The following is a 25,959-nucleotide window of genomic DNA, read 5'->3' on the forward strand; positions in this document are numbered from 1 at the left end:
TACCTACTACGTACGCTCCGCTCCTCAGACCCTAGCTTCATCCAACCTTCTCGGTGCTGAAAACCGATCTATTTGAACACACATTTTATGAATACACTGTTTCCAACGCGATTTGAAACACCGTATTTACATTCGTAACCATTTATAATAGAATATAAAGCAGTGTAATTTACACAACAGATTTAATACAACTTAAGACGACAGTTAACGGAGGAGCCTGCCATGTTGCGGGCTCTTTTTTTGTCTTGAAATCCATTATCTGGATAGCATAGCCTGCACGTGGAAAACTAATGGCGTTCCTAGCTGTCATCATTTGGGAGGTAAACATGGAACATCAAGCAATATGGGCCATCGGAATATTCCTGCTCACCTATGCGCTCATCATTTCAGAGAAGATTCACCGTACCGTGATTGCTATGATCGGTGCAGCACTCATGCTCATTCTCGGTATCATTAATCAGGATATGGCTATTCATCACATCGATTTCAATACACTTGGACTATTGATAGGCATGATGATTATCGTTAATACGATGGCCGAGACAGGGCTCTTCAATTATATAGGTATCTGGACGGCCAAGAAGGCCAAGGGCAAACCTGTAATGATTCTATGCTTGCTTATGATTATTACGGCGGTGGGATCTGCATTTCTTGACAATGTAACGACCATTATCCTGATGGTTCCAATCGCCTTTAGTATTACCCGCAAGCTCGAGATCAAGGCGTTCCCTTTCGTCTTCTCTATGATCATCGCTTCAAATATCGGCGGTACGGCAACCTTAATCGGCGATCCACCGAATATTATGATCGGTAGCGCCGCCAAGGATCTGACTTTTATTTCATTCATTACGAATCTCGCTCCAGTGGTTATCTTTATCATGGTTGCTACGATTCCATTGATCACTGTTATTTTCAAGAAAGGAATGACAACATCTGAAGAGAATCAGAAGGCCATTATGAACATGAAGCTAGACGGTCTAATAACGGATTCCAAGCTGATGATTAAATCGTTGATCATCTTGGGTATAACATTATTAGGTTTCTTCTTACATCAGAGCTTCCATTTGGAATCGGCGACAGTCGCCTTAACCGGGGCTTTCCTTCTCCTTCTTCTAACCGGAGAGCAAGTCATGGAGAGAGCATTTAGTTCCGTAGAATGGCCGACAATCTTCTTCTTCATCGGACTATTTGTCCTTGTTGGTGGGCTTGTCGAGACGGGAACGATCAAGCTACTCGCGGAGCGGGCCGTACACTTGACCGGAGGAGATCCGCTGCTCAGCTCAATGTTGATTCTATGGCTTAGCGCGATCGCATCAGCTTTTCTCGACAATATTCCTTTTGTAGCTACGATGATCCCGATGATTCAGGATATGGGCAACATGGGGATTTCTAATCTTGAGCCATTGTGGTGGAGTCTCTCGCTGGGGCATGTCTTGGGGGCAACGGTTCTTTAATCGGAGCAAGTGCAAACTTGATTGCGGCCGGAATGTCTGCCAAAGAACACGAGCCAATAAGCTTCATGAAGTTTTTAAAATACGGTTTTCCATTCATGCTGTTGTCAATTGTAATTTCCAGCGTTTACATCCTATTGAGGTATTTCTAACGACTCTTTTCTTTTGAGATATCAAGAATTTTATGCTATCTTTAAGGTATCTAACTATCAAAAGGAGGGGCAGCTGTGACGACGAGAAATAGAAAATATGTCGCAATCATATTTCTAATTTGTCTCGCCTTGGTCATGTCTGTCTCTCTGATTCATTTTACCGGAGAAAAAGCCTACTCGCAGGGTATACATCAAAAGAAGATCTACAAGCATATATTTAAGTCAGACCACCATACCCGTCATGTTGCAAGAGCTAATACATTTTTTCCGAATAAACTTCCCCTCGAGAAAGCATTTGTTCAATTTCTCTTGGTACTGTCAATTGCGGCATATTATTTGCTGACCATACCTAGAGATTCCTTTCGACCGCTTTCTCTCTGCGCCTAAAGCGCACCCTTTTAGCACCTATAAAATTTACCAGCAAGTTTGTGGCTTAAGCACAAGAATCCTTGTCGATTTGTTGCTTGTGACATTTTCGGAGGGATATATTGCTATACGCTTTTCCTTATTTGTATTTATAAAACTGGAGGTCTGAAATAAATGAATCTCAAAGAAACGGATTTGCCCGGAATCGGTAAAAAATTCGTAGTCGAAACCAAAAGCGGAGATAAGCTTGCTATTATTATCCATGATGACGGCAGACGTGAAGTGTTCCATTATGACAGAGATGATCATGACGAGATCAATTCGCTGGTTACACTTAACGATGATGAGGCAAGATATGTATCAGCTATTATTGGTGGAATAACCTATAAACCGACTGCTCTCGAAAATATCGAAGTTGCTCTTGGTGATCTTATTATTGAATGGTACAGACTTGATCCTCAATATAAAGCGATCGGCAAGACGATCGGTGACCTGCGCATTCGCCAGCGCTCTGGAGCTACCATTATCGCGGTAATTGAGAAGAACCATTCCAAACACATCAATCCAGGACCGGATTTACTACTTACTTCGGATGCATTGGTAGTCGTTCTTGGCGAGCATCTTCATCAGCAACAGATTAGACAGATATTATTGAGTGGAATTTCTTGATTTAGAGTATATCGGATTTTAGATCAGGTTGGCGTAGACCCTAAGTGCTACCGCCAGCCTGATTTAATCCGGCAGGACAATATATTTAAATTTGATCTACGCTATCGTAAACGCCTGGCCTAACAAAGTAACTTCAGGAAGAGTAAGTCCTTCCTAAACCGCTGCATCTGGATAGTTCTCCTTACTATCCCGCCAGGCAATACGGTTTGGAAAGGGGAAATGAACTTGAACAGCAAATTCACGTTATTCTCTCCCGTGAAGCGGCAACTTCACTCTAAAGTTCCCGACTCCAAGCTTTCAAAGGTATTGGGTGTCATTGCAGGAGCGTTACTCGCTTCTATCGGTCTGGAGCTATTTCTGATGCCACACGGAATTATCGTAGGCGGAATGACCGGTCTATCAGCATTGCTCGCCTTCTATACAGAATTGAGGCTTGGCCTGTTCTTATTTCTGCTCAATCTGCCGCTGATCATGTTGCAGCGCTGGAAAATCGGCGGCTTCACATCTCTATCCATCCTGGGTCTGCTCGTACTATCACTCGGATCATTTATGCTCCATCCCTTCCCGGCGCTTACCAGTAATCCAGTTCCGGCCGCACTTGTTGGCGGATTATCGTTAGGCTTCGGCGTCGGTCTCGCTATTCGCTTCGGCGGGGCTCTGGATGCATCAGAGAAGTTATTTGATTGGCTACGTTCCAAATGGTCGTTATCCACTGATGCGTTGATCTGGCTGTTCAACTGCCTGATATTCGTCAGTGCCATTTGGCTGATAGGCTTTGAACAGGCAACTCATTCGGTCATCGCTTATATCTTCGTCTTTGAATCGGTCAAACTGTCGCTTCGTGGTATAAGAATCCATGTCTCTGTAATGATCAGTAGCCGTAAAAGCGAAGAAATTCGGCAAGAGATCGCCTTTTATTTGAACCGTGACTCCAGCTATGAGGAAGCGTCCTCAAGTCAAAATGCTCTACTCCATTGCAAATGCCATCGCTGGGAGCTTAGCCGTCTCAAATCCGTTGTCAAAAATTGCGATCCACATAGTGAAATAACAATCAAAAGCTAATTAAGAAGCCGCTCCTCCCAATAATGGGAAGAGCGGCTTCTTCTTATTTATTCGTATGAGACAGGTTTCCCTGCTTGTAAACTTTCCTTGATATGAACAACTCGCTGATTGTTCGAGCCACGCCACTTCAACTTCAAATTACGTTCTTCTAGCATAAATTTACCGTCGATCAGAACATCGCAGTCTGATAACAGCTTCAGCTTATCTGCGTCAGCAACAATCTCCTCGAAGGTATATCCAGACCAGATCCAAATATCTTTCCCGAGGCATTCATGGCGAATCCTTGTGATTAACCCAGACAGACCTTCTACATTCTGAAAAGGTTCGCCCCCTAATATGGATAGCCCTGCAATCTTCACATCCGGCATGTTTAGATCGGCAATGATCCGATCCTCTAGCTCCTTCGTATAAGGCGTCCCGTAGTTGAAATTCCAGGTAGCCGCATTGAAGCATCCCTTGCAGTGATGCGTACAGCCCGAGGTAAAAAGCGAATGTCGCAGCCCTCTTCCATTGATGACATCAAACTTCTTATAATCGGCAATATACATGGTCATCACATATGCTTCACGCGGGACAGAACTTCCTTCTGTTTACCGGCATTGAATGGACGCTGGCTTGGCTCGGATAAATATCCACAGCAACGCCGGATGACTGATGAAGTTTTCGGATTGCTATTCCCGCAGTTCAGACATTGGAATCCGCTATTGGTCGCCTCGAACTCCCCTTCATATCCGCATTCCAGACATTTATCCGTCGGTGTGTTCGTCCCGAAATAAGGCACTCTTTCATAGGCGTAATCCCATACAGCCTCCAGTGCCTCAGGATTATGCACTAAGGAGTCGAACTCACAGTAAGTGATAAAGCCACCATTTGCATGCTGCGGATACTCTTTCTCAAATTCAATCTTCTCAAACGGAGTCACTTTTTTATTCACGTCAAGATGGAAGGAGTTCGTGTAATACCCTTTATCCGTTACACCAGAAATTACGCCAAATTTCTCCTCATCAAGCTTGCAGAAGCGGTAGCATAGCGATTCCGCCGGTGTTGAATACAGACTGAAGCCGTACCCGGTCTCTTCCTTCCACTCTGCAACCTTTTGGCTCAAATATTTAACAATTTGCAGACCTTTGGCACGAAGCGTATCGTCTTCAAACAAAGATCTACCATATAAGGCCATCATCGTCTCATGAATCCCAATATAACCAAGCGAAATGCTGGCTCTGCCATTCTCCAACAAATGATCGATCGTATCTTCCGCCTGAAGCCGGCTGCCCGCGGCACCTTCCATATACAGAATCGGAGCGACCTTAGCCTTAACCCCTTTTAACCGCTCAATACGATAGAACAGGCCTTCTTTACAGGTCTCCAACAGTTCGTCCAGAAGACGATAGAACTTCTCCTCCGAGCCTTGGGCACGAATGGCGATACGAGGTAAATTAGCGGTCACAACCCCCATATTGAATCGTCCGTCATGCAGCAGCTCTCCATTCTCCTCATATACTCCAAGGAAAGAACGACAGCCCATTGGGAATTTGAAAGAACCCGTAATCTCCTGCACCTTCGGCACAGATATGATATCCGGATACATCCGCAGCGTACTGCATTTCAAAGCCAACTGCTTAATATCATAGTTAGGGTCGCCTTGCTTCAAGTTAACGCCATCCTCAATCGCGAAGATTAGCTTAGGGAAAATAGCTGTCTTCCCATCTCTACCAAGACCGCGGATTCGGTTCTGTAGAATAGAAATCTGAATTTGGCGCTCCGCCCAGGATAAGCCGCGGCCAAAGCCAAACGTGCTAAATGGCGTCTGCCCATTAGCGCTAACAAGTGTGTTAATCTCATATTCAAGAGATTGGAATGCATCGAAGGTCTCCTTCTCCGTCAGCTTCTTCGCGTACTCTAAGCAGCGTGGATACTTCTCATGCAGTTCAGTATTCTCCCAACAGATATCGAGCTCGTTGATCTCGGACTCATTCAGCATATAGAGCCATTCCAGGCCCCTGTGATAATGCTTCTTGAACGATTCCAGAACATAAGGCGCCAGAATCTTATCGATTTCATTAATCGTATTTCCACCGTAAATATGACTTGCCACCTGAGCAATAATCTGCGCAGTAATGGCTGTCGCTGTGGTGATTGATTTTGGCGTCTCAATCTGAGCATTGCCGAGCTTGAATCCATTCTCGAGCATCCCTTTCAAATCAATCAACATGCAATTATAAATAGGGAAATATGGACTGTAGTCCTGATCATGAAAATGCATATCACCGCTATTATGAGCCTCGACCACCTGCTTCGGAATCATATAAGTCTGGGCGAAATCCTGGCCATAATTCCGGCTAGCAAATCGCGCTGTGTCGGAATCGTCGCTCCATCTTTATTGGAGTTCTCCTTCAGTACCTCTTCATTCGTCAGCTCCAGAAGCCCGAGCACCTTCCGATCTAGGCTGCTGCGTTCACGCCGCTTCAATGTCCTGATTTCACGATAGCCGATATATGCCTCGGCGACGTCTTTTCTCCTACTATTCATAAGTGCAGATTGAACTTCATCCTGGATATGTTCAATGTCCACTTTATCAAGTTTGGAGATCTTGTGCGTTACCTTGTCCGCTAATTTATGTGCAAGCTCCAAATCTACCTTTTTCTCCGTATGGTTCATGGCTGCGCAAATCGCATCAATAATTTTCTGCTGATTGAACGCTACCTCTGACCCGTCTCGTTTAATTACTAGCATTAAGTTCATCCTTCGTACATTTTTTTATGAATACCCTTCTGCTAAGGGCCAAACCCACTGTTATCAAACATGCCCAGAGAGTATAACACAATGAAAAAATTTGTACGGTGATGATGAACACTTGACAATCGGTCATGAAGAAGATAAAGAAATACGATTTCCTAATTATTACGTGTTTGAACTACCTCTTATCTCGATCTCTTGATCATATTGATAGATTAATGATGGACTGTCTGGATCATGATGCTTCAATGTCTTATCCACCGCTTGTTCACTTTGCACAGCATAACAATACATACAGTTGAACTTGCAAGTGTTGTATACCCCTACGTCCACCGATTCGACACATTGACAAGCTCCCCGCTGATTTTTGTCCTTACGAGCATGAATATCTCTGCCAAGTAACGTAGAGATCAATTCCCCATCAACGCAGCTCCCATGCTGAATACCGCAATGTTCCAGTTCCACAGACTCAGCGCATGTCTCAACCTTCATTCCGTTAGCATGACCAATACGGCTTAACTGCTGTGCCATCGCTTCAAGCTGATCCTTATATTCTGGCTCCGTAATATCTGTAAAGGATACCTCTCTCAAGCTTGGCTGCTTTTTTATTTTATTCTCCGTCTTTCCATAAAAATCCATAAAACTGATTACTAACCGATGCGTGTATGAGTTCAGACGCTTCGCCAAAGCTTCAATCCGCTGCAAATGATACTCCACTGGCGTTAAGCTGCTGACAATGATAGGGTCATAGCGCCAAATAACTCGATCCGCTCCGATTTGCTGACTTAGCTTTTGGAATACCTCTACCCTGTTATCCAGAGACGGAAGATTCGGCTCGAATTCGGACGGATAGTCATTTAGCGTAAATTGAAAATAATAACTGTAGCCCTTGGCATCCAAGGTAGACAGATGCTTCAAAAAAGGTCTTGGATTTTTCGTCCAGAACACGATCATATCCACATCCTCCGGCTTCAGGCTAAAGCCGCTAACCTGCTTCGTATTGAACGGATTCACCCTGTAAAAGTAACCTTCCTCAATCCTCTTCATGAACCATTCTCCAAAAAATGCGGGAACATCCGTCCTTCTGCTGGCACTAATTATCAATCTGTCCACCTGCCTTCCTCTAGGTTCTATTCTCCTTATTCTAAGAGTTCCCCATTCCGAAAACAACTATAACTAAAGTTTCCATTCATTATTTACATATATTTACACATTCGATCATTATAAAGATTCAAATAATGCTACACTAAGTTCATCTTAAATAAATGGAGGCGTTGTACATGCGGCAATTCAATAATCAAATGACGAAAGGAACATTCCATCTAATGAATAAAATAGTGAGGTTATACGATGAAAACAATAAATATAGGGGTACTTGCCCATGTTGACGCTGGAAAAACAACTTTGACGGAACGAATCCTTCTTGAGACTGGAATTATCCGCTCAGTTGGCTCCGTGGATAAAGGAAATACAGTAACGGATTCCTTGGAACTAGAACGGAAAAGGGGAATCACAATTAAAGCATCTGCAGTATCCTTCTGGATCGGCGACGTTAAGATCAATCTGATTGATACACCGGGTCATGCCGATTTTATCTCCGAAGTTGAGCATTCCCTAAGCGTCTTGGACGGGGTAATTCTCGTCATATCAGCTGTCGAAGGGGTACAGGCTCAAACCAAAGTTCTGATGAACACATTAAACAAGCTTCAAATTCCGACTATTCTGTTCATGAATAAAATCGATCGTGTTGGTGCGAATTACAACAAGGTGATGAAGGAAATCAGGCGATTCCTTACAGACGCGGTTATCGAGCTGTCGGAGGTTAATAATGAAGGCAGTCCGGCCGTTACGGTTACAGATCGTCTGCCGGATACGGATGTATGGGTGGAACGCTTGTCCCTGTATAATGAATATCTATTGTCCGACTATATTAACAATGTTGCGATCCAGAACAGCGAGCTAGTTACGGAATTATGCATACAGACCCGGACGGCTAAAGTCTACCCCATTCTTGCGGGATCTGCGGCCCTTGGAATTGGCGTAGATCGAGTTTTAGAGTATTTGCAGAAGTTCTTCCCGATCAATCTTCATCATGACGAATCTCCTCTGTCAGCTATAGTCTTCAAAATAGGAAAGAACGACGCTGGTGAGAGATTGGTATATCTCAGAGTATATGAAGGCTGCCTAACCATACGTAATGACATTACGGTTCATCGGGCAAATTCTGAAGATACATTTAGCTTCAAAATCAAGAAACTCGAAACACTGGATCGCGGTGGAAGAATTTCAACTCACTGTGTACACAGTGGGGATATCGCTGTGCTATTCGGCTCAGATTTACAGATCGGTGATATTCTCGGACGTAGATCCGAGCAGATGAAGGTCATTGCTTTCCAAGAACCACCGATTCGGATTCGGATTACTGCTCAACAGCAAGCAGATATACACAGACTTCATGAAGCATTGCTGGAGCTAACTGAGGAAGACCCATTTATTCAATATACACAGAACCCTGTAACCCGCGAAATGAGCATCAAAATTTTTGGGAATATTCAAAAAGAAGTCATTGAAGATACTTTAGCAAGTGAGTTTGACCTTGCTGCGAATTTCTCCAATCCCGAAATCATATGCATTGAGAGACCGATCAATCCTGGGGCCGCATTCGAATTGATTAGCGAAGCAGGCAACCCATTCAATGCTACGGTAGGATTCCGGATTGAACCTGGTACTCCAGGCTCAGGGCTGCAATATCGTCTGGAAGTGGAGCTCGGCTCACTGCCCTTGCCTTTCCAAAGATCGATAAAGGAGACCGTTGAAGATACGCTTCGTGAAGGGCTGCATGGATGGGAAGTAAGAGACTTGATCGTCACCCTAACACACACAGGTTACTCCAGTCCGGTTACAACCGCTGGCGATTTTCGCAGTCTCGTACCTTTAGTTCTGATGAAGGCACTTAATGAGGCGGGGACTCAGGTCTACGAGCCTTATCACGACTACTTTCTTCATATTCCAGAATTCAGCTTGAATAAGGCCCTGTCTTATCTGATCCAGCAGCAAGCTACATTTTTGGCCCCCGCGGCAGAATCGGACGGATATCGTCTTCAAGGAACTATTCCAGTACGCAATACTGATTCGTTGAAGCAGGAGCTGTATTCCTTCACGAAGGGGGAAGGCTTCCTCTCTACCAAGCCAGGAGAGTATCATCCCATTATCGGTGCACCTCCGGAAAAATGCAGAGGTCGGCCTAACCCACTAAATCGCAAGGCATATTTGCTTGATATCCATCGTATTATCCAGAAAGAGTAATCAACTACCGTACAGCCGCTCTACGTCCACTAACTATAGAGCGGCTTTTCTCATCCAATGACTCCCTTGCTCTATTCCCCTCACCTATCATTTATGCTTCCAATTTAAAGTATCAATAAGCTATACTGATAAGGGAACGTCCGTTCCGGATATCAGACTGATTATTGGAGGTTCTGAATTGGATATTACTGAATTTCAACACTGGGTGAAGCAGCACTACAAGGACCGCGGCTGGTCGGATCTGGACATATTCATACGCATCGGCTTTCTAGCGGAAGAGACTGGCGAGGTAGCACGAGCCATACGAGCACTCGAGATCGGCAGAGACCGGCCTGATGAAGTCGAAGGCACATTTGAGGAGAACAGACAGGAATTGATTGAAGAGTTAGGAGATGTGCTCGGGAATTTGATGATTATAGCGAACAGATACGACATCTCTCTAGAAGACATATTTCTATCCCATCAAGCGAAATTAAAAGGCAGATACTCTATTGAAGGAGTGAAATCCGAACTATGAAAAGTATAGCAGTATATTGCGGCTCCAGCATTGGAGCATCCCCAGTGTATCAAGAGGCAGCACGTGCATTGGGCTATGAACTGGCTGAACGCGGCATCTCACTGATCTATGGCGGTGCAAGCGTCGGCCTCATGGGCGAAGTAGCCAGCTCTGTATTAGAGAGAGGTGGACATGCTATCGGAGTTCTCCCTAGCTTCCTGCAAGACCGAGAGATCGCCCATACCACCTTGTCAGAGCTAATCATCGTGGACTCCATGCATGAGAGAAAAGCGAAAATGGCTGAACTGGCGGATGGATTTATCGCACTGCCAGGCGGTCCTGGAACGATGGAGGAATACTTTGAGATCATTACGTGGGGACAATTAGGACTGCATCATAAGCCATGTGGATTGTTAAACATCAATCATTATTATGATTCGCTTATCGCTTTATTTGATCATATGACTCAGGAGAGATTCATGCATGACAACTACCGTTCCCTGGTCATTAGTGACACCACTCCAAACGGTATTCTTGAACAATTCGCCAATTATACACCGCCTGCTAGCAAAACCTATCGGACGGATCCGCAGGTATGAAAATGAAACGATTAGTTTCTAACGGTTGTGACAGCGGCTATTAAAGCGATATAATCGCTTTTGAAATTCTAACGGTTGTGGTGGGGGTTATTTGGGCAAATATAGTGAGTTCTTGATGAGAAACAACCAAATAAGCTCGCCTGCAACCGTTAAAATTCGAATCAGAGCATTTTTAGTTAAATAAGCATTGTGACAACCGTTAGAGTTCCCACTTTATAATTCTCGGTATGATAACCATAAGGTTATAGAATTGTTCAGCTACGCTGAAAACTTATAAATTCTATAATGTAGACAAACCCCGGCCTTAGGCCGGGGTTTGTGTCTCGCTGGACTAACACACTCGAATCTTGAATTCAGCCGGGCCTAAGCAGATGCTTACGAAGTAATGTTTCCTCCGGAAACATCTCAGGTGCTCACGTACCCAAGACGTACGCCGCTCCGCTCCTCAGTCCCTAGCTTCATCCAACTGAAGCGTTTTGAAAAAACGCACATCGGAAGCATAAGCTTCGGTGCTGAAAGTCTGACTTTATAAACTCGCAATTAAGTTAATTCGTCTGGTAGTGTCTGGCCCATTTTTTAGGCAAATATTTATCAATCGTACGAGTCCCTTCTTCATTGATCGCGTAGTACATACATAATTCTCCGTTAGCATCCAGCTCGTAACTTACCTCATCAATCAGTCCGTTTGCCTGCAATGACAACATATGATCCAAGAAGTTCTTTCTTGTAAATTGACGTTCTTCACCGTACTCGCTTTTCAAAGCGTCCATCGCATCATCAATATTTGCTTGCTTCACAGTAGACATGAAGAGCAACACTCGTGAACGGATCGGCAACAATGGCATTTGCTTACGCCCCCTTCTTGAATAGATCCATAGGATTCATCGAAACTAAAAGCGCTCCAAGTGTGATAATAACTGCGCCGGCAATTATTGTAGGAGTCAACGAACTACCGAGGAAGATAGCGGCAAAGACAACCCCCCACAGTACATAGGTAATGTTGAGCGACATTCCAGTGGCAACGCCAACCATACTATTGGCCATATACCATGTTAGGAACGAGATTGCCGTAAACAGAGCCGCAGCCGCGATAATGAGCATAGGCGACACGGAGCCAAGCACGGAAGTAAAGAGATCTGTCGCGCTGAAGATAGGTATCAGCACTGCAATATATACGAGTCCGGAAACGCCTTCACGAATGGTAATGGCGATATTGGAATCTAGCATAGACATCCCGAAAGTAGCAAATACGCCTTCCAGTCCCCAGCCAAGTGCGGCTACAAGAGCAAAAATAATACCTAATGTGAAATTATCCACTCCACCTTCAGGTTTGACATAAGAGATGAGCGCTGCACCGATAACACAAATACCCATACCGATAGCCACCCGTTTATCAATCTTCTGCTTCAGGAACATTCGCGCGAAAATAGCACCAAACATAGGACAAAGCGCCGAAATAGGGATAGCTGCAGCCCCAGCCATATCAATCCCAACCAGATAGGCCCCGTTAGCGATTGGACCGCCAAACACCGCGGCAATCGCGACCATCAATCCCGGTATAGTTACCAGACTGCGGCCGACTTCTTTGATCATCCCTTTCTTGAAGTTCCAGATCAAAAGCCAGATCGCTGCCAGAGCATCATTGATCGCCGATGCCACTATGGGCGCCGCAAACGCCCCTACGACTCCCAGAAAAGGATCCTTCATCATTGCCAAGGCAACGACTGTACTGTAAAGACCGAACGTTAAGCCCGAAATCAGCCCGTAAGCGATTCCATTTTTCCGGAAACGACCGTTCATCTTTTCTTTTAGCATGGCGGCCGTAGCCACAGGTGCCACTGCTTCCTTCATCATGTATACACCTCTGTTAAGTAGATTTGTAATTTAATTGTATAACAAAGTGGCTAATGTACCTGTTACTAACCGTATCTCTTGTTGGACTTCCTGAATCATTTTTATCTCCAATCTGGTACTTTTCGTACTTTTAGGACGATACAGTAAAACAAAAAAACTTCCCCGACAACCAGTCGGGGAAGTTTCCTGGATTCCATCTATAGAGCGTTTTTTTAAACTTGAGCAAGAACGCTTTTTTTGTATTCCTTCGGCGTCATATTCATTTGCTTGTAAAATACCCGGTTGAAATAAGACGGATCGGTAAAGCCGCATTCCACGGAGATGCGATAGGCGGGATACCCAGTAGTCTCAAGAAGCTTGCAAGCATGTGCAATCTTGAGCTTGTTCACATAATCCGTATAAGTAACGCCGAGCTCCCTTTTGAATATGCGGCTAAAATATTGGGCATTCATGTACACATGACTCGCCACCATTTGCAAGGTCAACTTATCTTTGTAATTCTGCTGAATATAATCGACGGCTTCTTTAATAAAGCGCTGACACTCTTGAGCCGATTCTATCTGATAAGTTTCTGATAAACTATTTTCTTCTGATTGTGCGGCCTTCTCCAAACCCTTACGAATCAGTTGCCGCACTTTTTCTGGTTTAACCGGTTTAAGCAGGTATTCGTGTACCTGTAGACTGATTGCCGCCTGTGCATAGGAGAAATCCGAGCTGGCCGACAAAATCGTCACGTAGGCGTCAGGGAGAAACTGGCGAATCTCCTGCAACGCAGATATTCCATCCATTTCAGGTAACATAATATCCATAAAAATAATATCCGGCCGATATTGCTTGGCGAGCTTAATCGCTTGCATACCGGTATCGCAAATAAGAAGCTTATCTTCAGCACCCAGAATTTCCTCTGCGATGGATTGAAGAAATTCCTGTTCTATCGGTTCATCTTCAACAAACATAACTACGCTCATTGCATCACCTCGCATTTGGTTGAGTAGGGATGCGGATGTTAATAGTGCTCCCGCTGTAATCGGATTTCACGATTGATAACCCATACTCTTCTCCGAAATAACGCTTCAAACGGCTATCGGTACTCCGGAAGCCCACACCGATCTTACTGTCCGGCTGATGAATGAGCTTTAGTACCTCCGGCGAGAAACCGTTACCGTTGTCTATTACAGAAATGGTGATATCATTTCTGTACTTTTCGGCAATCAGACGAACGGTTCCCCGTCCCGCTTAGGGGTAATCCCATGAATTACCGCATTTTCCACAATAGGCTGAATCACCATATTCGGAATTCGATAAGCCTTCAATTCATTAGGAACGATGATTTCATACTGAAGACGGTTCTTGAAACGCGCCTTTTGTATATACAAATACTTCTCAATGTTATCCATTTCGGATGCGATAGTATGAAGCTGTTCATCCTGCTTAACATTGTATCGCAGTAAGTCGGACAGGCAATAGATCAATTCCTCCGTCGTATGGGAGTGTTCGAAATAGGCGATGCGGGCAATGGAATTCAAAGTATTGAACAGAAAATGTGGATTGATTACGAGTGACATATTTTTTGCTTCTAAGTCAATCACTTTCTTCTCCAGTAATTCCTTTTCCGCAGACAGACGATTGATAATCCTTGTGTTGTCCTGTGTACTTTCAGCGATGTCGAGCGCAATATTCCTAGCGATATGATGACAAAGCTGCTCGTGAATATCTGCTTTATCCTTGTCAATGGTAGGAAAAGCCGATATCGCCTTCGCGACAACCTCTAAATCCAGCCCTTTCATTTCGGACAATTCTGCCGTGTTAATCAGATACTTCTGAAATTCCCTCTCCTGTGAATACGCTTGCATTCCCGATATGAAGCCAACAACCTCATCTTTGACCATAATGGGCAGCAAAATATTCTCCAGGCCGTAACAACAAACGAATCGTCCCTGTTCGCCGGAATTAAAGCGCTTCAAATAATCCGCGCAAGGACGCGTAGGATTTTCCCAACAAATATGCCTACAGAAATCAGGTGACGGATTGAACTCCAACAAGACGTCTCCGTTGTTATCGTGCAGCAGCAGCGAGAACTTGGAAAGAGACAGGATGCCGCTGTATCTTGCGTATACTTTGGTTGCGATCTGATTATCGGTTTTCAGCATAATCTCGATGCACCCTTTCATAGAGAATGAACGGGAAAATAGACATTACATGCTATTTTTTTCACAATATATCATCTCTATTATAGCAATATTCAGCCTGTTTGGAAATAGTACATCCTCCCCCTTGGACGCCTATTTATAGAAATACACCATTTCTACAAAGTCGACATTCGCGGACAAAAATAAAAGGCCAAAACTCATTTACCGAGTTTTGGCCTTTTCTGAGAATCGAAATAAATTATAACTTAGCAGCTGGAAGAATATTCTCCACTTCGCTGTGAGGACGTGGAATCACATGTACTGATATCAGTTCCCCTACACGCTGTGCAGCTGCAGCACCAGCGTCCGTTGCTGCTTTCACTGCTCCTACATCACCACGTACCATTACGGTGACAAGTCCGCCACCTACCATCTCTTTACCGATCAGGGTGACATTAGCTGCTTTGACCATAGCGTCCGCTGCTTCGATAGAACCTACCAGACCTTTTGTTTCAATTAGACCCAATGCTTCTGATTTCATGTTACATTCCTCCTAAAATTTTTGTGAGATTAAAGCGCTTGCTTACCGAAACAAACTTGCTTCGGAAGCATAGGCTTGTTTAATAATATTTTGAATTATGCCTTATGCCTTAAGCTTTAGCATCCGGAAGGATGTTCTCCACTTCGCTGTGAGGACGAGGAATCACATGTACCGACACGAGCTCCCCTACATTCTTTGCAGCCACGGCGCCAGCATCCACCGCCGCCTTCACCGCTCCTACATCGCCCCGTACCATCACAGTAACAAGGCCTCCACCTACCATCTCTTTGCCAATCAGGGTGACGTTGGCCGCTTTGACCATTGCGTCCGCCGCTTCAATTGAGCCTACCAAACCTTTTGTTTCAACCAAACCAAGAGCTTCTGATCTCATGTTCATTTCCTCCTAACAGTTTTTTATGATTTTGACAACAGACGCCGATGTCAGATCCATCGCGTTGGCCTCTTCAACATCGATATGACAGTCAAGAGCGGCGTCACTACTAACTCTAATCGCGACCTGATTGTACCCTCCGCCCCGGAGACCATCAAATTGAATACTGACCATTTCTCCGTCAGTTACGCCAAAGTACAGGGCATCATCAGGTGTCATATGAATGTGGCGCTGTGCAACCATCAAGCCGCAGGTAATATATACGCTTCCCTTAGGTCCGACCAACGTGACGCCCGGTGTGCCTTCAAGCTCCCCGGACATGCTTACCGGAGCTTTCGCACCCAACTTAAAACAGTCTCCTCGCATAACTTCTACCTGGGTCTGTTTCCGCACTGGGCCGAGAACCCGCACTTTTTCGATAGCTCCCTTGGGCCCGCAGACCGTAATGGTCTCATTACAGGCATACTGTCCAGGTTGGGACAAATCACGCATTTTGGTTAGCGTATATCCAGCTCCGAAGAGCGTCTCCACATCAGCCTGGGAAAGATGCACGTGGCGGTTCGAAATCCCTAAAGGGATGGAGCGCGGCTCCTGTTCCGCCTTTCCGGCACCGGATACAACCTCCATTAACAATGAAAGTACCTGATCATAGTTCCCCACTAGCAGTCACCGCTTTTCTGCAAAATAGACACCAGCTCATCGACCAGATTCAACAGTAATGCATTCTCCTGTTGCTTCGGCGCCTGCGGAGATGTAACAGAATTAGAATAAGGGCTTGGTGCCGTAACGTCCTTAATGCCATAAGCCACACGCTTGATATTAATCAAGTGCTGTGGTCCCACATTATCCGAGGTGGCGCTGCCCCCCAGGTTCCACATCCCAAAGTGAAGGCTGGGCAAGCCCGGTGCTTGCGCCAACGCCACCCTGAGTAGAGCCCGTATTCACCAAAATACGGAATACAGGTTTTTGCGCAAATTCCATAACCATATCGTGATTCTGCGTATGGATGGAGAAGCTATGGCCTACGCCGCCGTTACGCAGCAACGCCACACTTAGATCGCAAGCTTCACGCCAGTCCTGTACGGTGTAGAACGCTAGCACTGTAGTAAGCTTTTCATAGGACAACGGGAATTCCGCTCCCACGCCCTGCTGTTCGCCTAACAGTACCTTGGTCTCAGCTGGAATTTGAATACCGGCTGCTTCCGCGATCACCTGAGGTGAACGTCCCACCAGTTTTGAATTCATGGCATGGCCTTTTACAAACAGCTTGGCCGAGACTTTAGCGGTTTCTTCCTGATTCATAAAGTAACCACCCTGGCGTTTAAACTCCTCGATCACCTGAGCACGGATGCATTCCTCTACGATAACAGACTGCTCAGAAGCACAGATTGTACCGTAATCGAAGGTTTTGCTGGCAATGATATTGGCTACCGCCTTTGGAATATCAGCGGTGCGCTCAATATAGGCCGGTACATTACCCGGTCCCACCCCAAGTGCCGGCTTACCCGCACTGTAGGCTGATTTCACCATAGCCGAGCCGCCTGTGGCGATAATCATTGCGATTTCATTGCACTTCATCAGTTCCTGCGTCGCAGGCATAGAAGGCTTGGTAACGCAGCCAATGATACCTTCCGGAGCCCCTGCCTCAACAGCGGCGGTGTGCATCAATTCAGCTGCCCGCTTGATGGATTTCTTTGCCGAAGGATGCGGTGAGAAGATAATTCCATTACGAGACTTTATCGCAATGATAGATTTGAAAATCGTAGTGGATGTCGGATTGGTTGATGGAATAATCCCCATAAGAAGTCCGACAGGCTCAGCGATCTCTATTAATTGATTGGTCTTGTCCTCACGGATAATCCCAATCGTCTTCGTATCCCGAATGGATTCATACAGCTCAGTGGAAGCCAGACGGTTTTTGAAGATTTTATCCTCTACCTTACCAAATCCGGTTTCCTCTACTGCCAACGCTGCCAGATCGGCGGCGTTGACCTCCGCTACCCGCACCATGTTTCGTACAATTCTGTCAATCTGTTCAGCATCGTACCCGGCAAGGATGTCGGTAGCCGCTTTGCCTGCGCGGGCCAAGTCCCGGGTTTCCTGAATCGATTGCAAGTCATAATCATAATTTTCCAAGTGAAACATCCTCCTCTCGCTTACTGCTTACTGCTTACTGCTGATAATAATTGCGGAACCGCTTGAGCAACTTCATCTTGTTTGCCTTGGAAATTGTCGTCATGCTCATTCCATATGCAGGACCGCACTCTCTGGCCAGTCCGCGCAGCTTCACGGCTGTCATCGTTTCCAGTAGCTCCATTGCTTTATCAAGTCCTGATTCCTTTACCAACACATCAATCTGTTGTTTGAATGGGCTGCCTAGCACTGCCGGATCTCCCTTGTCCGTTTCCGGACTGGCGTCCCTAGACGTAAGATCCTGACCGAGATCGGCCACCAGTACAGGGAAGCCTTCTTCGCCACCGCTATTGATTGTGACATCGGGCTCCGCATCCAGTGGAACATCAGTCATAGCGTCCGGTTCCGGAGTCTGTTCCGGCATCTGTTCCGCCGCCTCATTATGCTGTACTGGCAACGCTGGCTCGTCCTCGTCCTTCTCCATAGCCATGTTCGATACATTACGTCGGCCGATGATGCTCTCAATGTCGTCGTGGGGTCTTGGAATGACATGCCGGCTGACCAATATATCACTGCCCAATTGTTGCACCGCGGAGGCACCTGCTTCCACGGATGCTTGAACAGCACCGACATCGCCGGTTACTGCGATCGTCACTAGCCCGCCGCCCACATTGCACTTTTCTATCAGTTCTACCTGAGCTGATTTGAGCATGATGTCCAGACATTCAATCGCCGGAAGAAGTCCCGCGTTTCAATTAATCCAAGCGCCTGCATGCTATCACCTCCTGTTACTGCAGTTTCCGATCAGGGCCACCCGTCGGATAAGTCAGATAAAACATCCTCGCGCAGTCCGACGATCCCTTGGTCGCTTTCACCCCTTTGGGGATGTAGAGTACATCTCCCTCATGAGCGGTGAAGGTTCTATCGTTCAAAGTGACATCGAGCGTGCCTTCCAACACGATATAAGTTTCTTCCTGGGCTGTCTCCTGCTCGAAGCTATCGTGATCAACTTTCAGAAACCCTGCGCTCATGGAACAATCCGTCTTCCCGATTACCTCTTGACGATATACCTTGGCACCGGGTTTTCCCGTTTCGTAAGCTTCCATTTTTACCGTCTGGCCCCGCACAAGTTTCAAGCCAGTCGGATCCGTCTCCGCCTGATAAGGTGGCTCAAGCGCCGTTCCCAACAGCTTTTCAACCAAACCTTTTTCCGATAACATCTTGAATACTTTAAAAATGGAATTCATGTCGAGATCATCCTGAGTTTCGCAACCTACAACCTCGGAGCTCAAAGTCCCACATGGCTGATTGGTAAACTCCACCCCAAGCTCCCTTGCCTTATCTTGGGCAGCCGGTGTTACAATCGTGTTACTGTCAATACAGCACCGCTTCTGTCCGGAAGCCACACATTCTTCCACATCCGCAGCGCATATCAGTTTTTTCAACAGTTCTCGCCCCCTCTCGCTGCATTAGATTTCTGTTCGGACATTTATTCGAAAACGCAGTCCGCGTCGATGATGCCGACGACGACGGCATCTACAGGAACATCGTCTTTTTGCAGCATTTTGCGGGCCGAAGAGCCGGTGCTGACGATCACTCGATCGCCTATGCCAGCGCCGATCGTATCGACTACAATCAAGCGGCGCCCGTCGTCGCTTCCACCAATCACCTCGGCAAGCATCAGTTTCATTCCCACAAGGGAATCTGCTTTACGGGTAGACCAGATATTGTGAATCAATTCAGCCGCAATCATGGCATTCCTTCCTCCCCGCTTTTCCGCTCCTCTGCTTAATCTCGGCGATAGCGTCCTCCACGGAAGCCGTGTCACCAAAAATGGCGAGTAGAATCATATTTTGCGGGCAGCTGCCGCGAATATCCTCCACTGTCACGCCCACCGCTTTTTCAGCTATATCAGCGGCCCATACCATATCAATCAGCCTTCCCTGCACCAGCCCGACCGCGTCGCATTGGGGAACTTCCCGACTACTGGGCGCTCCTCTGCGACGAAGCAAAATGTCCAGCGTCCCCTTGGAAGGAGATTTGATAATCCGAAATTCCACTTACATCGCCTCCTGCGTACAATTCAGAGCAATGCCCAGCGGTGTGACGAACAGCGGGTTGCTAGGTTTATAGGTAGCAATTCCCGTCTTCTGCTCAATAATCGTCTCCATACCGGACAGGCAGCAGGTGCCGCCTACCAAGTACAACTCCTTGACCTCATGGCCCACAACATGGCGATTAATGATCGAGGCAACCTTATCAATGACCTGCGGAGAACCGGCAGCAATTCCTGGTGATGAGCAGGATCGCGCTTGAAACAATCGGCTTCAGAAAAACTCATCTGGTAAGCCCCGGCAATTACCAAAGAAAAGTGGGTGCCTCCCGTTGCTTCGTCGGCGACATAGACAACCTTGCCATCCTTTAGAATCGAAATGCCCGTCGTTCCACCACCAACGTCTACAATGGCTCCGTCGGATATCTGAAGCACGGCATTAGCTGCCGTAGGTTCATCCAGTAGAGCCGTAACTTCAAACCCCGCACCCTGGATCACATGCTTGATGGCGCCAGCATCCAATAAATCGGTTCCCGGGGGAATCGCCGAAGCTGCATATTCTAGTTCTACACCCAATTGCTGCTCCAGCTGCGCTTTAAGCTCCCTCACGATCTGAATCGCTCCTAAGTAGTCCACCACCATTCCATCGCGGACGACATTGGCGTAGCGGTAAGCTCCGCCACCGGCTTGCGGGTGTCATCCAATACCGTAAGCACCACGCAGGCTGTTCCCAGATCCACACCGGTATAGTAGAACGAAGACCGGCCTGGAATCGGTTTTTGGATGACAGCTTCAAATTGCTTTACGAGTTGATCGCAGTATGCAAAGGGTTTTGTCTCTGGCATGTTCTACCTCCTGTTGTTCTGCAAATAAGCGAGCTCAATGCGTTAATCAGATAATTGATTCCAGGAATGATCGATTCCTCTGGTTTTTCCTCAGGACTACCTTCTGCGGCTTCCAACACCGCAAGCCCTAGCTCCTGCAAGACGCTGCGCAGACGGTGGAGCAAAGCAATTTCTCTGCCTTTTTCCAATTGAATGTGAAACACGGTTACTTCAAAGCAATCTCCCGCATCCTCAAAAAGAACATCAGCAATCATGCCGGTACAACCCTGGAAAGATAAATCGGCAGTGGATATGCCGTCTCCTTCCCCTTTCAGGAGGGCTGAAAACAGCCTTGACAGTTCTAGCACCTTCTGGGCCAGCAACACATCCCGCTCCAGCAGTTCCTGCCCGGTTAACAAGAACAGGGCTGAGACGGACTGCATCTGACAGCGCAGTTTCCTACCCCGCCAATCCGGCTTTTCCACCTGTTGCTCCGGATTCGGCTGTGGCTCTTGCTCTTGATCTTGTTTTTGTACCTGATCTTGCGTTCCATAGGACACGGCGACCTGGCGATCCGTCAAAAACTGGCGCGCCTCCGGCGTCAATCGGCTTCCATGCTCCACCATGTAAGATGCAAAAGGCTCCATCCTATACATATTGCGCAGTTCCATTTCGGTAATAAATTTCATGGTCTCAACTCCACTCTTATTACCCGAACAAATAATGTTTCAATTCCCCGATTCCCCTTCCCACGGGAAGACTAATGCGGAAAAAGGGTTCGGTTATCCCGGTACGTTTTAAAACTTGTACACAGTAATTCTCATTTTCCGGCGCAAGATCGGCTTTCGTTATTACACCGATAACTGGCTTCGTGAAAGAAGACGCAAAGCCGGGTGAGTAGACTTCCTGATGCCGGGACTGGTCCACCAATATCAAAATATGGCTCGCGTTCTGCGCCGTTGCAATCAAATGACTGTACATCCAGGTATTCTCGACATACGCGCCCGGAGTATCGATCGTCTTCGGCCCGTAGATAACATCTTGCGTCCGCCGCAGCGGGCGGTCCGTATCGTCCAGCGCATGGGCCAGTGTCGTTTTTCCACAACCTGTAGGGCCGATCAGCAAAATGCGTTTTTTCATGTCCGTGTAATTTCCGCCGTCGCAAAACCCAGACTACTGCCCAACGTCTCAATGATGGCTCGTAACGCCGTTTCCACACTAGCTATATCCCCAGTGAGAAGTACCGAGCCGGTAAAGCGATCCAGAAAGCCGATTTCCACATCTGCTACCTTAGTGGCGATATCAGCGGCAATAATGGAAGTTTCATAGGGCGACAATGTTAAAATGCCGATAGCCCCCGCTTCATCGATTCCCAGTCTTTCATACAAGTCAGGCACGGGTGAAGCAATGATATGGGCCAGCGTAACTTGTTTGCCCGGTACCGACTCCTGAATAATCCGCCGAGATCAGGCCTAGCAGGCTGCTGCATAAACGTCCTCCTGAAAGTTTTGCGAGTTTGTAAAGCGCTAGCTTTACCGATCAAAACTGGCTTCGAAAGCTTGCTCTTAATGTTTGACTACCCGGACTGGGAAATCATACTGGCTGATTTGACGTTCAATACGCTCCAGATCAGCTTCACTAAGGCTTAAATCGCGTTCAACGGTGTATATCATATCTAATTGCCTGTATTTGTTAATCCCCAACTTGTGATAAGGGAGCAAATCAATGCCTTTAAAATTCCGATACCCCTTATAGGGAAGCAGAAACTCTACCGTTTTGCGGATGGTATCCTCATCATCATTGAGTCCCTTCATCAGTGGCATCCGCACCTGCACGTTATGATTGCGGGTGATTAGTTCCCGCAAATTTTCGAGAATGCGCTCGTTGCGTACACCTGTCAGTTGATAATGACGGTCTGAATCCATATGCTTCAGATCGTACAATATCAGATCGGTAAATTCGGCCATGGCCAAAATCGATTCCGGTTTGGTGTGTCCAGAGGTTTCAATGGCCGTATGGATTCCGGCGCGCTTGCATTCCTTAAGCAGATTGGCAGCAAATTCGGGCTGTGCACATACTTCGCCGCCGCCCAACGTGACACCACCGCCGGACGTAGTGTAGAACAGCATATCCTGCTCTACAATTTCTACAATTTCCGATACCGTCATATTCATCCCGACGATAGAGAGCGATCGCGCGGGACAAACCTTCTCACATTCCCGGCAGCCAATACACTCGATATTCCGGTCAACCACATGCTTGGATGGCTCCTGCAAGCCGGAAGTGGCAAAGCGGTGGATTCCCTTGGGACACGCCGTAACACATGCGCCACAATCGTTGCATAGATCCCGTTGGTACATCACCTGATATTTCTTGTCCAGACCTTCCGGGTTAGCACACCACTGACAGCGCAAAGGACATCCCTTGAAGAAAATAAGCGTCCGAATACCAGGGCCGTCGTATATGGAATATTTTTGAATATTGAAAATACGTGCCTGCTTTTCCGGCATACCTAACTCCATAGCTGTGGCTCCTTCCTTGCTATTTATCTAAATGCGAGAATCTCTCTTCCTCGGCGTACAGTGCCTGGAGAAGATGCATAACAATATTTTAGAAATGCTCAATCATCGTTCTGCTGATGATTTCATCCTGTACTTCCTTACACAATTCCACAAAGTATGCGCTATAGCCAGCAACCCGAATGATCAGATCGCGGTATTGATCAGGATGTTGCTGTGCTTTTATCAGCGTTTCATTATCAACATAACTAAACTGCATTTGACCGTTGCCAAGTATGGAGGCCGTCCGCAACAGATTAATCAGTCCGTTCTCCCCCTCAGGCGTCTCCAACAAACCACGCAAAATTTTGAAGTTATGCACCATACCGATATTCATGGTCTCGACATCCATTTTGCTCACCGATTTGATGATGGCAGTCGGTCCCTTTTTGTCGTGACCCTGGGTAGGGCTAATACCGTCAGACAGCGGCAACCAGGCTTTGCGCCCATTGGCTGTAGCACCAGTCATCTCGCCGAAAGGCGTATTGTTCGAAATAGATAGCGTGCCGTGGCTAAAGGTAGAGTACAACGTTTTAAATTTTTGGTGATATTTCTCAGTCCATCCGGTGATATCGGCCGCGATGCAATCGGCATAATCGTCGTCGTTGCCGTATTTTGGAGCGTCCAGACAGTCCTTGTGAATCTGCTCATAACCTTCGAAATTTGCCAGCAACGCGTCACGAATTTGCTCAAGCGAATATTTCTTGTCATCGTAAACCAGCTTCTTGATGGCAGCCATCGAATCGGTGTAAGTTGCCAGACCCGACCAGATCAAACCAGGTCCCCAGTTATACATGGCACCACCGGCGGAAACGTCACGACCACTCTCCATCGTGCCTTCATACATAATCGACATCAGTGGCTTCGGCGCATAATCGCGGTGAACGCGCTGGCTGATTACGGTACCCACAGCGGAAAGCTCGGTGATGTATTCTACCTGCTTCTTAACCGCTGCTTCAAATTCCTCATAGGTCTTGAAGTTGCTCAAGTCGCCCATGTCCAATCCCGGCTTGCTACCGTGCCAGAGCATTTTGCCACGGTTAAGGACGAACTCAATGGCAATCGGCCACTGGGTGTATCCGGTGGAGGTCCACTGATACAAGCGTCCCGATTTTTGCGGCTCTACGCAGCCCATCAGACAGTAATCGCGGGCATCTTCGATACTGCAACCCTTCATCAGCATCATCTTGATGTGAGAATCGTCGAAATGGCAGGCCGGGAAGCCAAGACCAGCACGGACGACATCCACAATCTTCTTCAAGTATTTATGAGGAGAACTATTGTGAATACGGCAAGCGAGCGAAGGCTGATATACACCAACATGACGTACTGCATCCATGAGCAGATAAGTCAAGTCGTTGGTAGCGTCGCCGCCATCTCGTTTTTGCCCGCCGACACACATATTGACGAACGGCTGGTAGCCGGCAAAGAACTTGGAGCCGCCCGCGCTAGAAACCCACATCATTTCCGAGCATTTGATCAAGAAACAACCTGCAATCTCGAATGCTTCAAACTCTGTCAGACGGCCCTTCTCTGTCCGCCTCATAGAAAGGATACATATATTGGTCCACACGTCCAACAGACAAGCCTGTCTGATTTTCTTCCACCACGAGCAGAGATTCCACGGTCCAGACCGATTGCATTGCCTCATGGAATGTAGTCGGCGCATCAGCCGGTACGCGAGCGTTGATCTCGCCGATTTTTTGCAACTCCGCTTTGCGCTTCGGATTTGTTTCTTTAGCAGCCAGCTGGTATGCATATTCAGACATCCGTTTGGCATACGCCATCACGCCTTCGGTCGTGTCCAGCACGGATTTATAGTAATAGATTCTATCGATGTCTTCAGGGTTTTGCATGGACAGCTTCGCAAGATGATCCTTGGCTTCCTGCTGAATATCCAGCATACCTTTCTTCATAAGAATGACATCGTAACCTGGGTTGGAGTCTCCGCCGCCGTTGATCTGATGATAGGAAAGATCGCTGACGAACGCTTCGCCAGAAAACTCCCAAAGACCCGCATCTCGGTATTGCTGTTCACATACTTCATCCACCGACTTGCCTTCCCAGAATGGGAACAGCTCCTCGTGCATGATCCGTTTGTCTTCCTCTGAGATGTAGAACGGATCTTGAGGACGGTTGTGAATGGTATCGATCTCGTCCCGGGTCCAGCGCCAAGCAATGTCAGGTGAGAAAGCGCCCGCGCGCGGCGCACCGCAAGGATGGCCAACGATCAACTCATTGTCTTGGATGAGCAGCGGAGCCTCTTCACACGCTTTACGGAAAGCCTTGGCACGCAGCATAATCTCTGGCAGACCTGGATTTTCCTTATATACCTGAGTAAAGGCCTTGGCACGGAAGGTTGTAATTCTTGGTGTAGCGGTCAAATAATGCTCTTTCAATGCCCGCAAACGCTCGGTCATTCCTTCCGGGTATGCGCATTCTTCCTTACGAAGTTGGCCGGAGCCGTCTGTTGTCAGCGGCTGAGCTCCCTTTTCCGAAATCTCTTTTGAAATTCCCTGGAACAGCTTCATGATCGCTGCTCGTTCTTGGGGAGCCATGGCCTTCGTTGCTTCAGCAAATTTGCTTGAAAACTCATGAATATCCAACATTATTCCCTCGCAATCTTGTGAGATATTTAT

The 25,959-nt window shown here is 46.9% G+C and carries 29 protein-coding genes and 3 pseudogenes; 6 read left to right on the forward strand and 26 right to left on the reverse strand.

Features of this window, described 5'->3' with window-relative positions; translation table 11 throughout:
• Nucleotides 1-326: 326 nt before the first annotated feature.
• The 3 genes and pseudogenes from RE628_RS24085 (at nt 327) to RE628_RS24095 (ending at nt 3,700) form a co-directional block, all read left to right on the forward strand.
• Nucleotides 327-1,603, forward strand: a pseudogene (locus RE628_RS24085) (ArsB/NhaD family transporter).
• Between the two features lie 540 nt (nt 1,604-2,143).
• Nucleotides 2,144-2,638, forward strand: coding sequence for a cation:proton antiporter regulatory subunit (locus RE628_RS24090; RefSeq protein WP_309155671.1), 495 nt, complete (start codon nt 2,144-2,146; stop codon nt 2,636-2,638).
• A 225-nt stretch (nt 2,639-2,863) separates the two neighbouring features.
• On the forward strand, nt 2,864-3,700 hold the full coding sequence (locus RE628_RS24095) for a YitT family protein (RefSeq protein WP_309155672.1): 837 nt from the start codon (nt 2,864-2,866) through the stop codon (nt 3,698-3,700).
• Nucleotides 3,701-3,747: 47 nt separating this feature from the next.
• Here RE628_RS24095 and nrdG read toward each other — a convergent pair whose 3' ends face one another.
• From nrdG to RE628_RS24110, 3 genes and pseudogenes are all read right to left on the reverse strand, one after another.
• Nucleotides 3,748-4,254 (reverse strand): anaerobic ribonucleoside-triphosphate reductase activating protein, encoded by a 507-nt coding sequence (gene nrdG / locus RE628_RS24100; RefSeq protein WP_309159556.1) that lies wholly within the window; start codon nt 4,252-4,254, stop codon nt 3,748-3,750.
• Nucleotides 4,254-6,433 (reverse strand): annotated as a pseudogene (gene nrdD, locus RE628_RS24105) (anaerobic ribonucleoside-triphosphate reductase). The gene nrdG and the pseudogene nrdD overlap by 1 nt, the downstream one beginning before the upstream one ends.
• A gap of 168 nt (nt 6,434-6,601) precedes the next feature.
• Nucleotides 6,602-7,549, reverse strand: coding sequence for a DUF1848 domain-containing protein (locus RE628_RS24110; protein ID WP_309155674.1), 948 nt, complete (start codon nt 7,547-7,549; stop codon nt 6,602-6,604).
• A gap of 237 nt (nt 7,550-7,786) precedes the next feature.
• On the opposite strand from RE628_RS24110, the gene RE628_RS24115 reads away from it, so the two are divergent.
• The 3 genes from RE628_RS24115 to RE628_RS24125 all read left to right on the forward strand — a co-directional run bounded on the left by RE628_RS24115 (nt 7,787) and on the right by RE628_RS24125 (nt 10,837).
• Nucleotides 7,787-9,742, forward strand: coding sequence for a GTP-binding protein (locus tag RE628_RS24115; RefSeq protein WP_309155676.1), 1,956 nt, complete (start codon nt 7,787-7,789; stop codon nt 9,740-9,742).
• 178 nt (nt 9,743-9,920) lie between these two features.
• The gene (locus tag RE628_RS24120; protein ID WP_309155678.1) at nt 9,921-10,259 is read left to right on the forward strand and encodes a MazG-like family protein; all 339 of its coding nucleotides are present in this window, start codon (nt 9,921-9,923) and stop codon (nt 10,257-10,259) included.
• Complete coding sequence (locus RE628_RS24125) at nt 10,256-10,837, forward strand: LOG family protein (protein ID WP_309155680.1); 582 nt, start codon at nt 10,256-10,258, stop codon at nt 10,835-10,837. Before RE628_RS24120 ends, RE628_RS24125 begins: the two co-directional genes overlap by 4 nt.
• A 545-nt stretch (nt 10,838-11,382) precedes the next feature.
• Here RE628_RS24125 and RE628_RS24130 read toward each other — a convergent pair.
• The 23 genes and pseudogenes from RE628_RS24130 to cutC all read right to left on the reverse strand — a co-directional run.
• A complete protein-coding gene (locus tag RE628_RS24130) occupies nt 11,383-11,682 on the reverse strand; it encodes a hypothetical protein (RefSeq protein WP_309155682.1) in 300 nt (99 codons plus the stop codon).
• Between the two features lie 4 nt (nt 11,683-11,686).
• Nucleotides 11,687-12,691: a DMT family transporter gene (locus RE628_RS24135; protein WP_309155684.1), complete on the reverse strand. Its 1,005-nt coding sequence runs from the start codon at nt 12,689-12,691 to the stop codon at nt 11,687-11,689.
• 212 nt (nt 12,692-12,903) lie between these two features.
• Complete coding sequence (locus tag RE628_RS24140) at nt 12,904-13,659, reverse strand: response regulator transcription factor (protein ID WP_309155686.1); 756 nt, start codon at nt 13,657-13,659, stop codon at nt 12,904-12,906.
• A 4-nt stretch (nt 13,660-13,663) separates the two neighbouring features.
• Nucleotides 13,664-13,906 (reverse strand): sensor histidine kinase, encoded by a 243-nt coding sequence (locus tag RE628_RS24145; protein WP_309159557.1) that lies wholly within the window; start codon nt 13,904-13,906, stop codon nt 13,664-13,666.
• Nucleotides 13,903-14,841: a histidine kinase gene (locus RE628_RS24150; RefSeq protein WP_309155688.1), complete on the reverse strand. Its 939-nt coding sequence runs from the start codon at nt 14,839-14,841 to the stop codon at nt 13,903-13,905. The genes RE628_RS24145 and RE628_RS24150 overlap by 4 nt, the downstream gene beginning before the upstream one ends.
• A gap of 238 nt (nt 14,842-15,079) precedes the next feature.
• Nucleotides 15,080-15,361: an ethanolamine utilization microcompartment protein EutM gene (gene eutM / locus RE628_RS24155; RefSeq protein ID WP_309155690.1), complete on the reverse strand. Its 282-nt coding sequence runs from the start codon at nt 15,359-15,361 to the stop codon at nt 15,080-15,082.
• A 109-nt stretch (nt 15,362-15,470) separates the two neighbouring features.
• Nucleotides 15,471-15,752 carry a BMC domain-containing protein gene (locus RE628_RS24160; RefSeq protein ID WP_309155692.1) on the reverse strand — a complete coding sequence of 94 codons (282 nt, stop codon included), beginning with the start codon at nt 15,750-15,752 and terminating at the stop codon, nt 15,471-15,473.
• A gap of 12 nt (nt 15,753-15,764) precedes the next feature.
• The gene (locus RE628_RS24165) at nt 15,765-16,379 is read right to left on the reverse strand and encodes a phosphate propanoyltransferase (protein ID WP_309155694.1); all 615 of its coding nucleotides are present in this window, start codon (nt 16,377-16,379) and stop codon (nt 15,765-15,767) included.
• Between the two features lie 32 nt (nt 16,380-16,411).
• Nucleotides 16,412-16,630: a hypothetical protein gene (locus RE628_RS24170; RefSeq protein WP_309155696.1), complete on the reverse strand. Its 219-nt coding sequence runs from the start codon at nt 16,628-16,630 to the stop codon at nt 16,412-16,414.
• The gene (locus tag RE628_RS24175; protein ID WP_309155698.1) at nt 16,596-17,888 is read right to left on the reverse strand and encodes an acetaldehyde dehydrogenase (acetylating); all 1,293 of its coding nucleotides are present in this window, start codon (nt 17,886-17,888) and stop codon (nt 16,596-16,598) included. The genes RE628_RS24170 and RE628_RS24175 overlap by 35 nt, the downstream gene beginning before the upstream one ends.
• Nucleotides 17,889-17,922: 34 nt before the next feature.
• Nucleotides 17,923-18,597: a BMC domain-containing protein gene (locus RE628_RS29840; RefSeq protein WP_375143002.1), complete on the reverse strand. Its 675-nt coding sequence runs from the start codon at nt 18,595-18,597 to the stop codon at nt 17,923-17,925.
• A 76-nt stretch (nt 18,598-18,673) separates the two neighbouring features.
• Entirely contained in the window at nt 18,674-19,330 is a 657-nt protein-coding gene (locus RE628_RS24185; protein ID WP_309155700.1) for a cupin domain-containing protein, read from the reverse strand.
• A gap of 44 nt (nt 19,331-19,374) precedes the next feature.
• Nucleotides 19,375-19,638, reverse strand: a complete 264-nt coding sequence (locus RE628_RS24190; protein ID WP_309155702.1) for a EutN/CcmL family microcompartment protein — start codon at nt 19,636-19,638, stop codon at nt 19,375-19,377.
• The gene (locus tag RE628_RS24195; RefSeq protein WP_309155704.1) at nt 19,625-19,945 is read right to left on the reverse strand and encodes a BMC domain-containing protein; all 321 of its coding nucleotides are present in this window, start codon (nt 19,943-19,945) and stop codon (nt 19,625-19,627) included. Before RE628_RS24195 ends, RE628_RS24190 begins: the two co-directional genes overlap by 14 nt.
• Nucleotides 19,946-20,092, reverse strand: coding sequence for a hypothetical protein (locus tag RE628_RS24200; protein WP_309155706.1), 147 nt, complete (start codon nt 20,090-20,092; stop codon nt 19,946-19,948).
• Nucleotides 20,080-20,580 carry an ethanolamine utilization protein EutJ gene (gene eutJ / locus RE628_RS24205; protein WP_309155708.1) on the reverse strand — a complete coding sequence of 167 codons (501 nt, stop codon included), beginning with the start codon at nt 20,578-20,580 and terminating at the stop codon, nt 20,080-20,082. Before eutJ ends, RE628_RS24200 begins: the two co-directional genes overlap by 13 nt.
• Nucleotides 20,562-20,783, reverse strand: a complete 222-nt coding sequence (locus RE628_RS24210; RefSeq protein WP_309155710.1) for a hypothetical protein — start codon at nt 20,781-20,783, stop codon at nt 20,562-20,564. Before RE628_RS24210 ends, eutJ begins: the two co-directional genes overlap by 19 nt.
• A complete protein-coding gene (locus RE628_RS24215) occupies nt 20,741-21,451 on the reverse strand; it encodes a cobalamin adenosyltransferase (RefSeq protein WP_309155712.1) in 711 nt (236 codons plus the stop codon). Before RE628_RS24215 ends, RE628_RS24210 begins: the two co-directional genes overlap by 43 nt.
• A 19-nt stretch (nt 21,452-21,470) precedes the next feature.
• Nucleotides 21,471-21,902 carry a EutP/PduV family microcompartment system protein gene (locus tag RE628_RS24220; protein WP_309155714.1) on the reverse strand — a complete coding sequence of 144 codons (432 nt, stop codon included), beginning with the start codon at nt 21,900-21,902 and terminating at the stop codon, nt 21,471-21,473.
• Nucleotides 21,899-22,219, reverse strand: coding sequence for a BMC domain-containing protein (locus RE628_RS24225; protein WP_309159558.1), 321 nt, complete (start codon nt 22,217-22,219; stop codon nt 21,899-21,901). Before RE628_RS24225 ends, RE628_RS24220 begins: the two co-directional genes overlap by 4 nt.
• Before the next feature lie 108 nt (nt 22,220-22,327).
• Nucleotides 22,328-23,284 carry a choline TMA-lyase-activating enzyme gene (gene cutD, locus RE628_RS24230; protein ID WP_309155717.1) on the reverse strand — a complete coding sequence of 319 codons (957 nt, stop codon included), beginning with the start codon at nt 23,282-23,284 and terminating at the stop codon, nt 22,328-22,330.
• Between the two features lie 88 nt (nt 23,285-23,372).
• A complete protein-coding gene (locus RE628_RS29845) occupies nt 23,373-23,789 on the reverse strand; it encodes a glycine radical domain-containing protein (protein ID WP_375143134.1) in 417 nt (138 codons plus the stop codon).
• Between the two features lie 63 nt (nt 23,790-23,852).
• Nucleotides 23,853-25,929: pseudogene (gene cutC, locus RE628_RS29850) on the reverse strand (choline trimethylamine-lyase); the annotation flags it as partial.
• Nucleotides 25,930-25,959 lie beyond the last annotated feature (30 nt).

The organism is Paenibacillus sp. D2_2 (genome assembly GCF_031199965.1).
Lineage (GTDB): Bacteria > Bacillota > Bacilli > Paenibacillales > Paenibacillaceae > Fontibacillus.

What these genes read in the sequence shown, in the direction of transcription:
- RE628_RS24190 (WP_309155702.1), bottom strand. Translation starts at nt 19,638, where the DNA reads ATGATTGCGGCTGAATTGATTCACAATATCTGGTCTACCCGTAAAGCA.
- eutJ (WP_309155708.1), bottom strand. Translation starts at nt 20,580, where the DNA reads ATGGTGGTGGACTACTTAGGAGCGATTCAGATCGTGAGGGAGCTTAAA.
- RE628_RS24150 (WP_309155688.1), bottom strand. Translation starts at nt 14,841, where the DNA reads ATGCTGAAAACCGATAATCAGATCGCAACCAAAGTATACGCAAGATAC.
- RE628_RS24165 (WP_309155694.1), bottom strand. Translation starts at nt 16,379, where the DNA reads ATGGAGGTTGTATCCGGTGCCGGAAAGGCGGAACAGGAGCCGCGCTCC.
- nrdG (WP_309159556.1), bottom strand. Translation starts at nt 4,254, where the DNA reads ATGACCATGTATATTGCCGATTATAAGAAGTTTGATGTCATCAATGGA.
- RE628_RS24090 (WP_309155671.1), top strand. Translation starts at nt 2,144, where the DNA reads ATGAATCTCAAAGAAACGGATTTGCCCGGAATCGGTAAAAAATTCGTA.
- RE628_RS24170 (WP_309155696.1), bottom strand. Translation starts at nt 16,630, where the DNA reads ATGTGGAACCTGGGGGGCAGCGCCACCTCGGATAATGTGGGACCACAG.
- RE628_RS24125 (WP_309155680.1), top strand. Translation starts at nt 10,256, where the DNA reads ATGAAAAGTATAGCAGTATATTGCGGCTCCAGCATTGGAGCATCCCCA.
- RE628_RS24135 (WP_309155684.1), bottom strand. Translation starts at nt 12,691, where the DNA reads ATGATGAAGGAAGCAGTGGCACCTGTGGCTACGGCCGCCATGCTAAAA.
- RE628_RS29840 (WP_375143002.1), bottom strand. Translation starts at nt 18,597, where the DNA reads ATGCTCAAATCAGCTCAGGTAGAACTGATAGAAAAGTGCAATGTGGGC.
- RE628_RS24220 (WP_309155714.1), bottom strand. Translation starts at nt 21,902, where the DNA reads ATGAAAAAACGCATTTTGCTGATCGGCCCTACAGGTTGTGGAAAAACG.
- eutM (WP_309155690.1), bottom strand. Translation starts at nt 15,361, where the DNA reads ATGAAATCAGAAGCATTGGGTCTAATTGAAACAAAAGGTCTGGTAGGT.
- RE628_RS24130 (WP_309155682.1), bottom strand. Translation starts at nt 11,682, where the DNA reads ATGCCATTGTTGCCGATCCGTTCACGAGTGTTGCTCTTCATGTCTACT.
- cutD (WP_309155717.1), bottom strand. Translation starts at nt 23,284, where the DNA reads ATGGAGTTAGGTATGCCGGAAAAGCAGGCACGTATTTTCAATATTCAA.
- RE628_RS24215 (WP_309155712.1), bottom strand. Translation starts at nt 21,451, where the DNA reads ATGAAATTTATTACCGAAATGGAACTGCGCAATATGTATAGGATGGAG.
- RE628_RS24140 (WP_309155686.1), bottom strand. Translation starts at nt 13,659, where the DNA reads ATGAGCGTAGTTATGTTTGTTGAAGATGAACCGATAGAACAGGAATTT.
- RE628_RS24210 (WP_309155710.1), bottom strand. Translation starts at nt 20,783, where the DNA reads ATGCCAGAGACAAAACCCTTTGCATACTGCGATCAACTCGTAAAGCAA.
- RE628_RS29845 (WP_375143134.1), bottom strand. Translation starts at nt 23,789, where the DNA reads ATGACTGGTGCTACAGCCAATGGGCGCAAAGCCTGGTTGCCGCTGTCT.
- RE628_RS24115 (WP_309155676.1), top strand. Translation starts at nt 7,787, where the DNA reads ATGAAAACAATAAATATAGGGGTACTTGCCCATGTTGACGCTGGAAAA.
- RE628_RS24160 (WP_309155692.1), bottom strand. Translation starts at nt 15,752, where the DNA reads ATGAGATCAGAAGCTCTTGGTTTGGTTGAAACAAAAGGTTTGGTAGGC.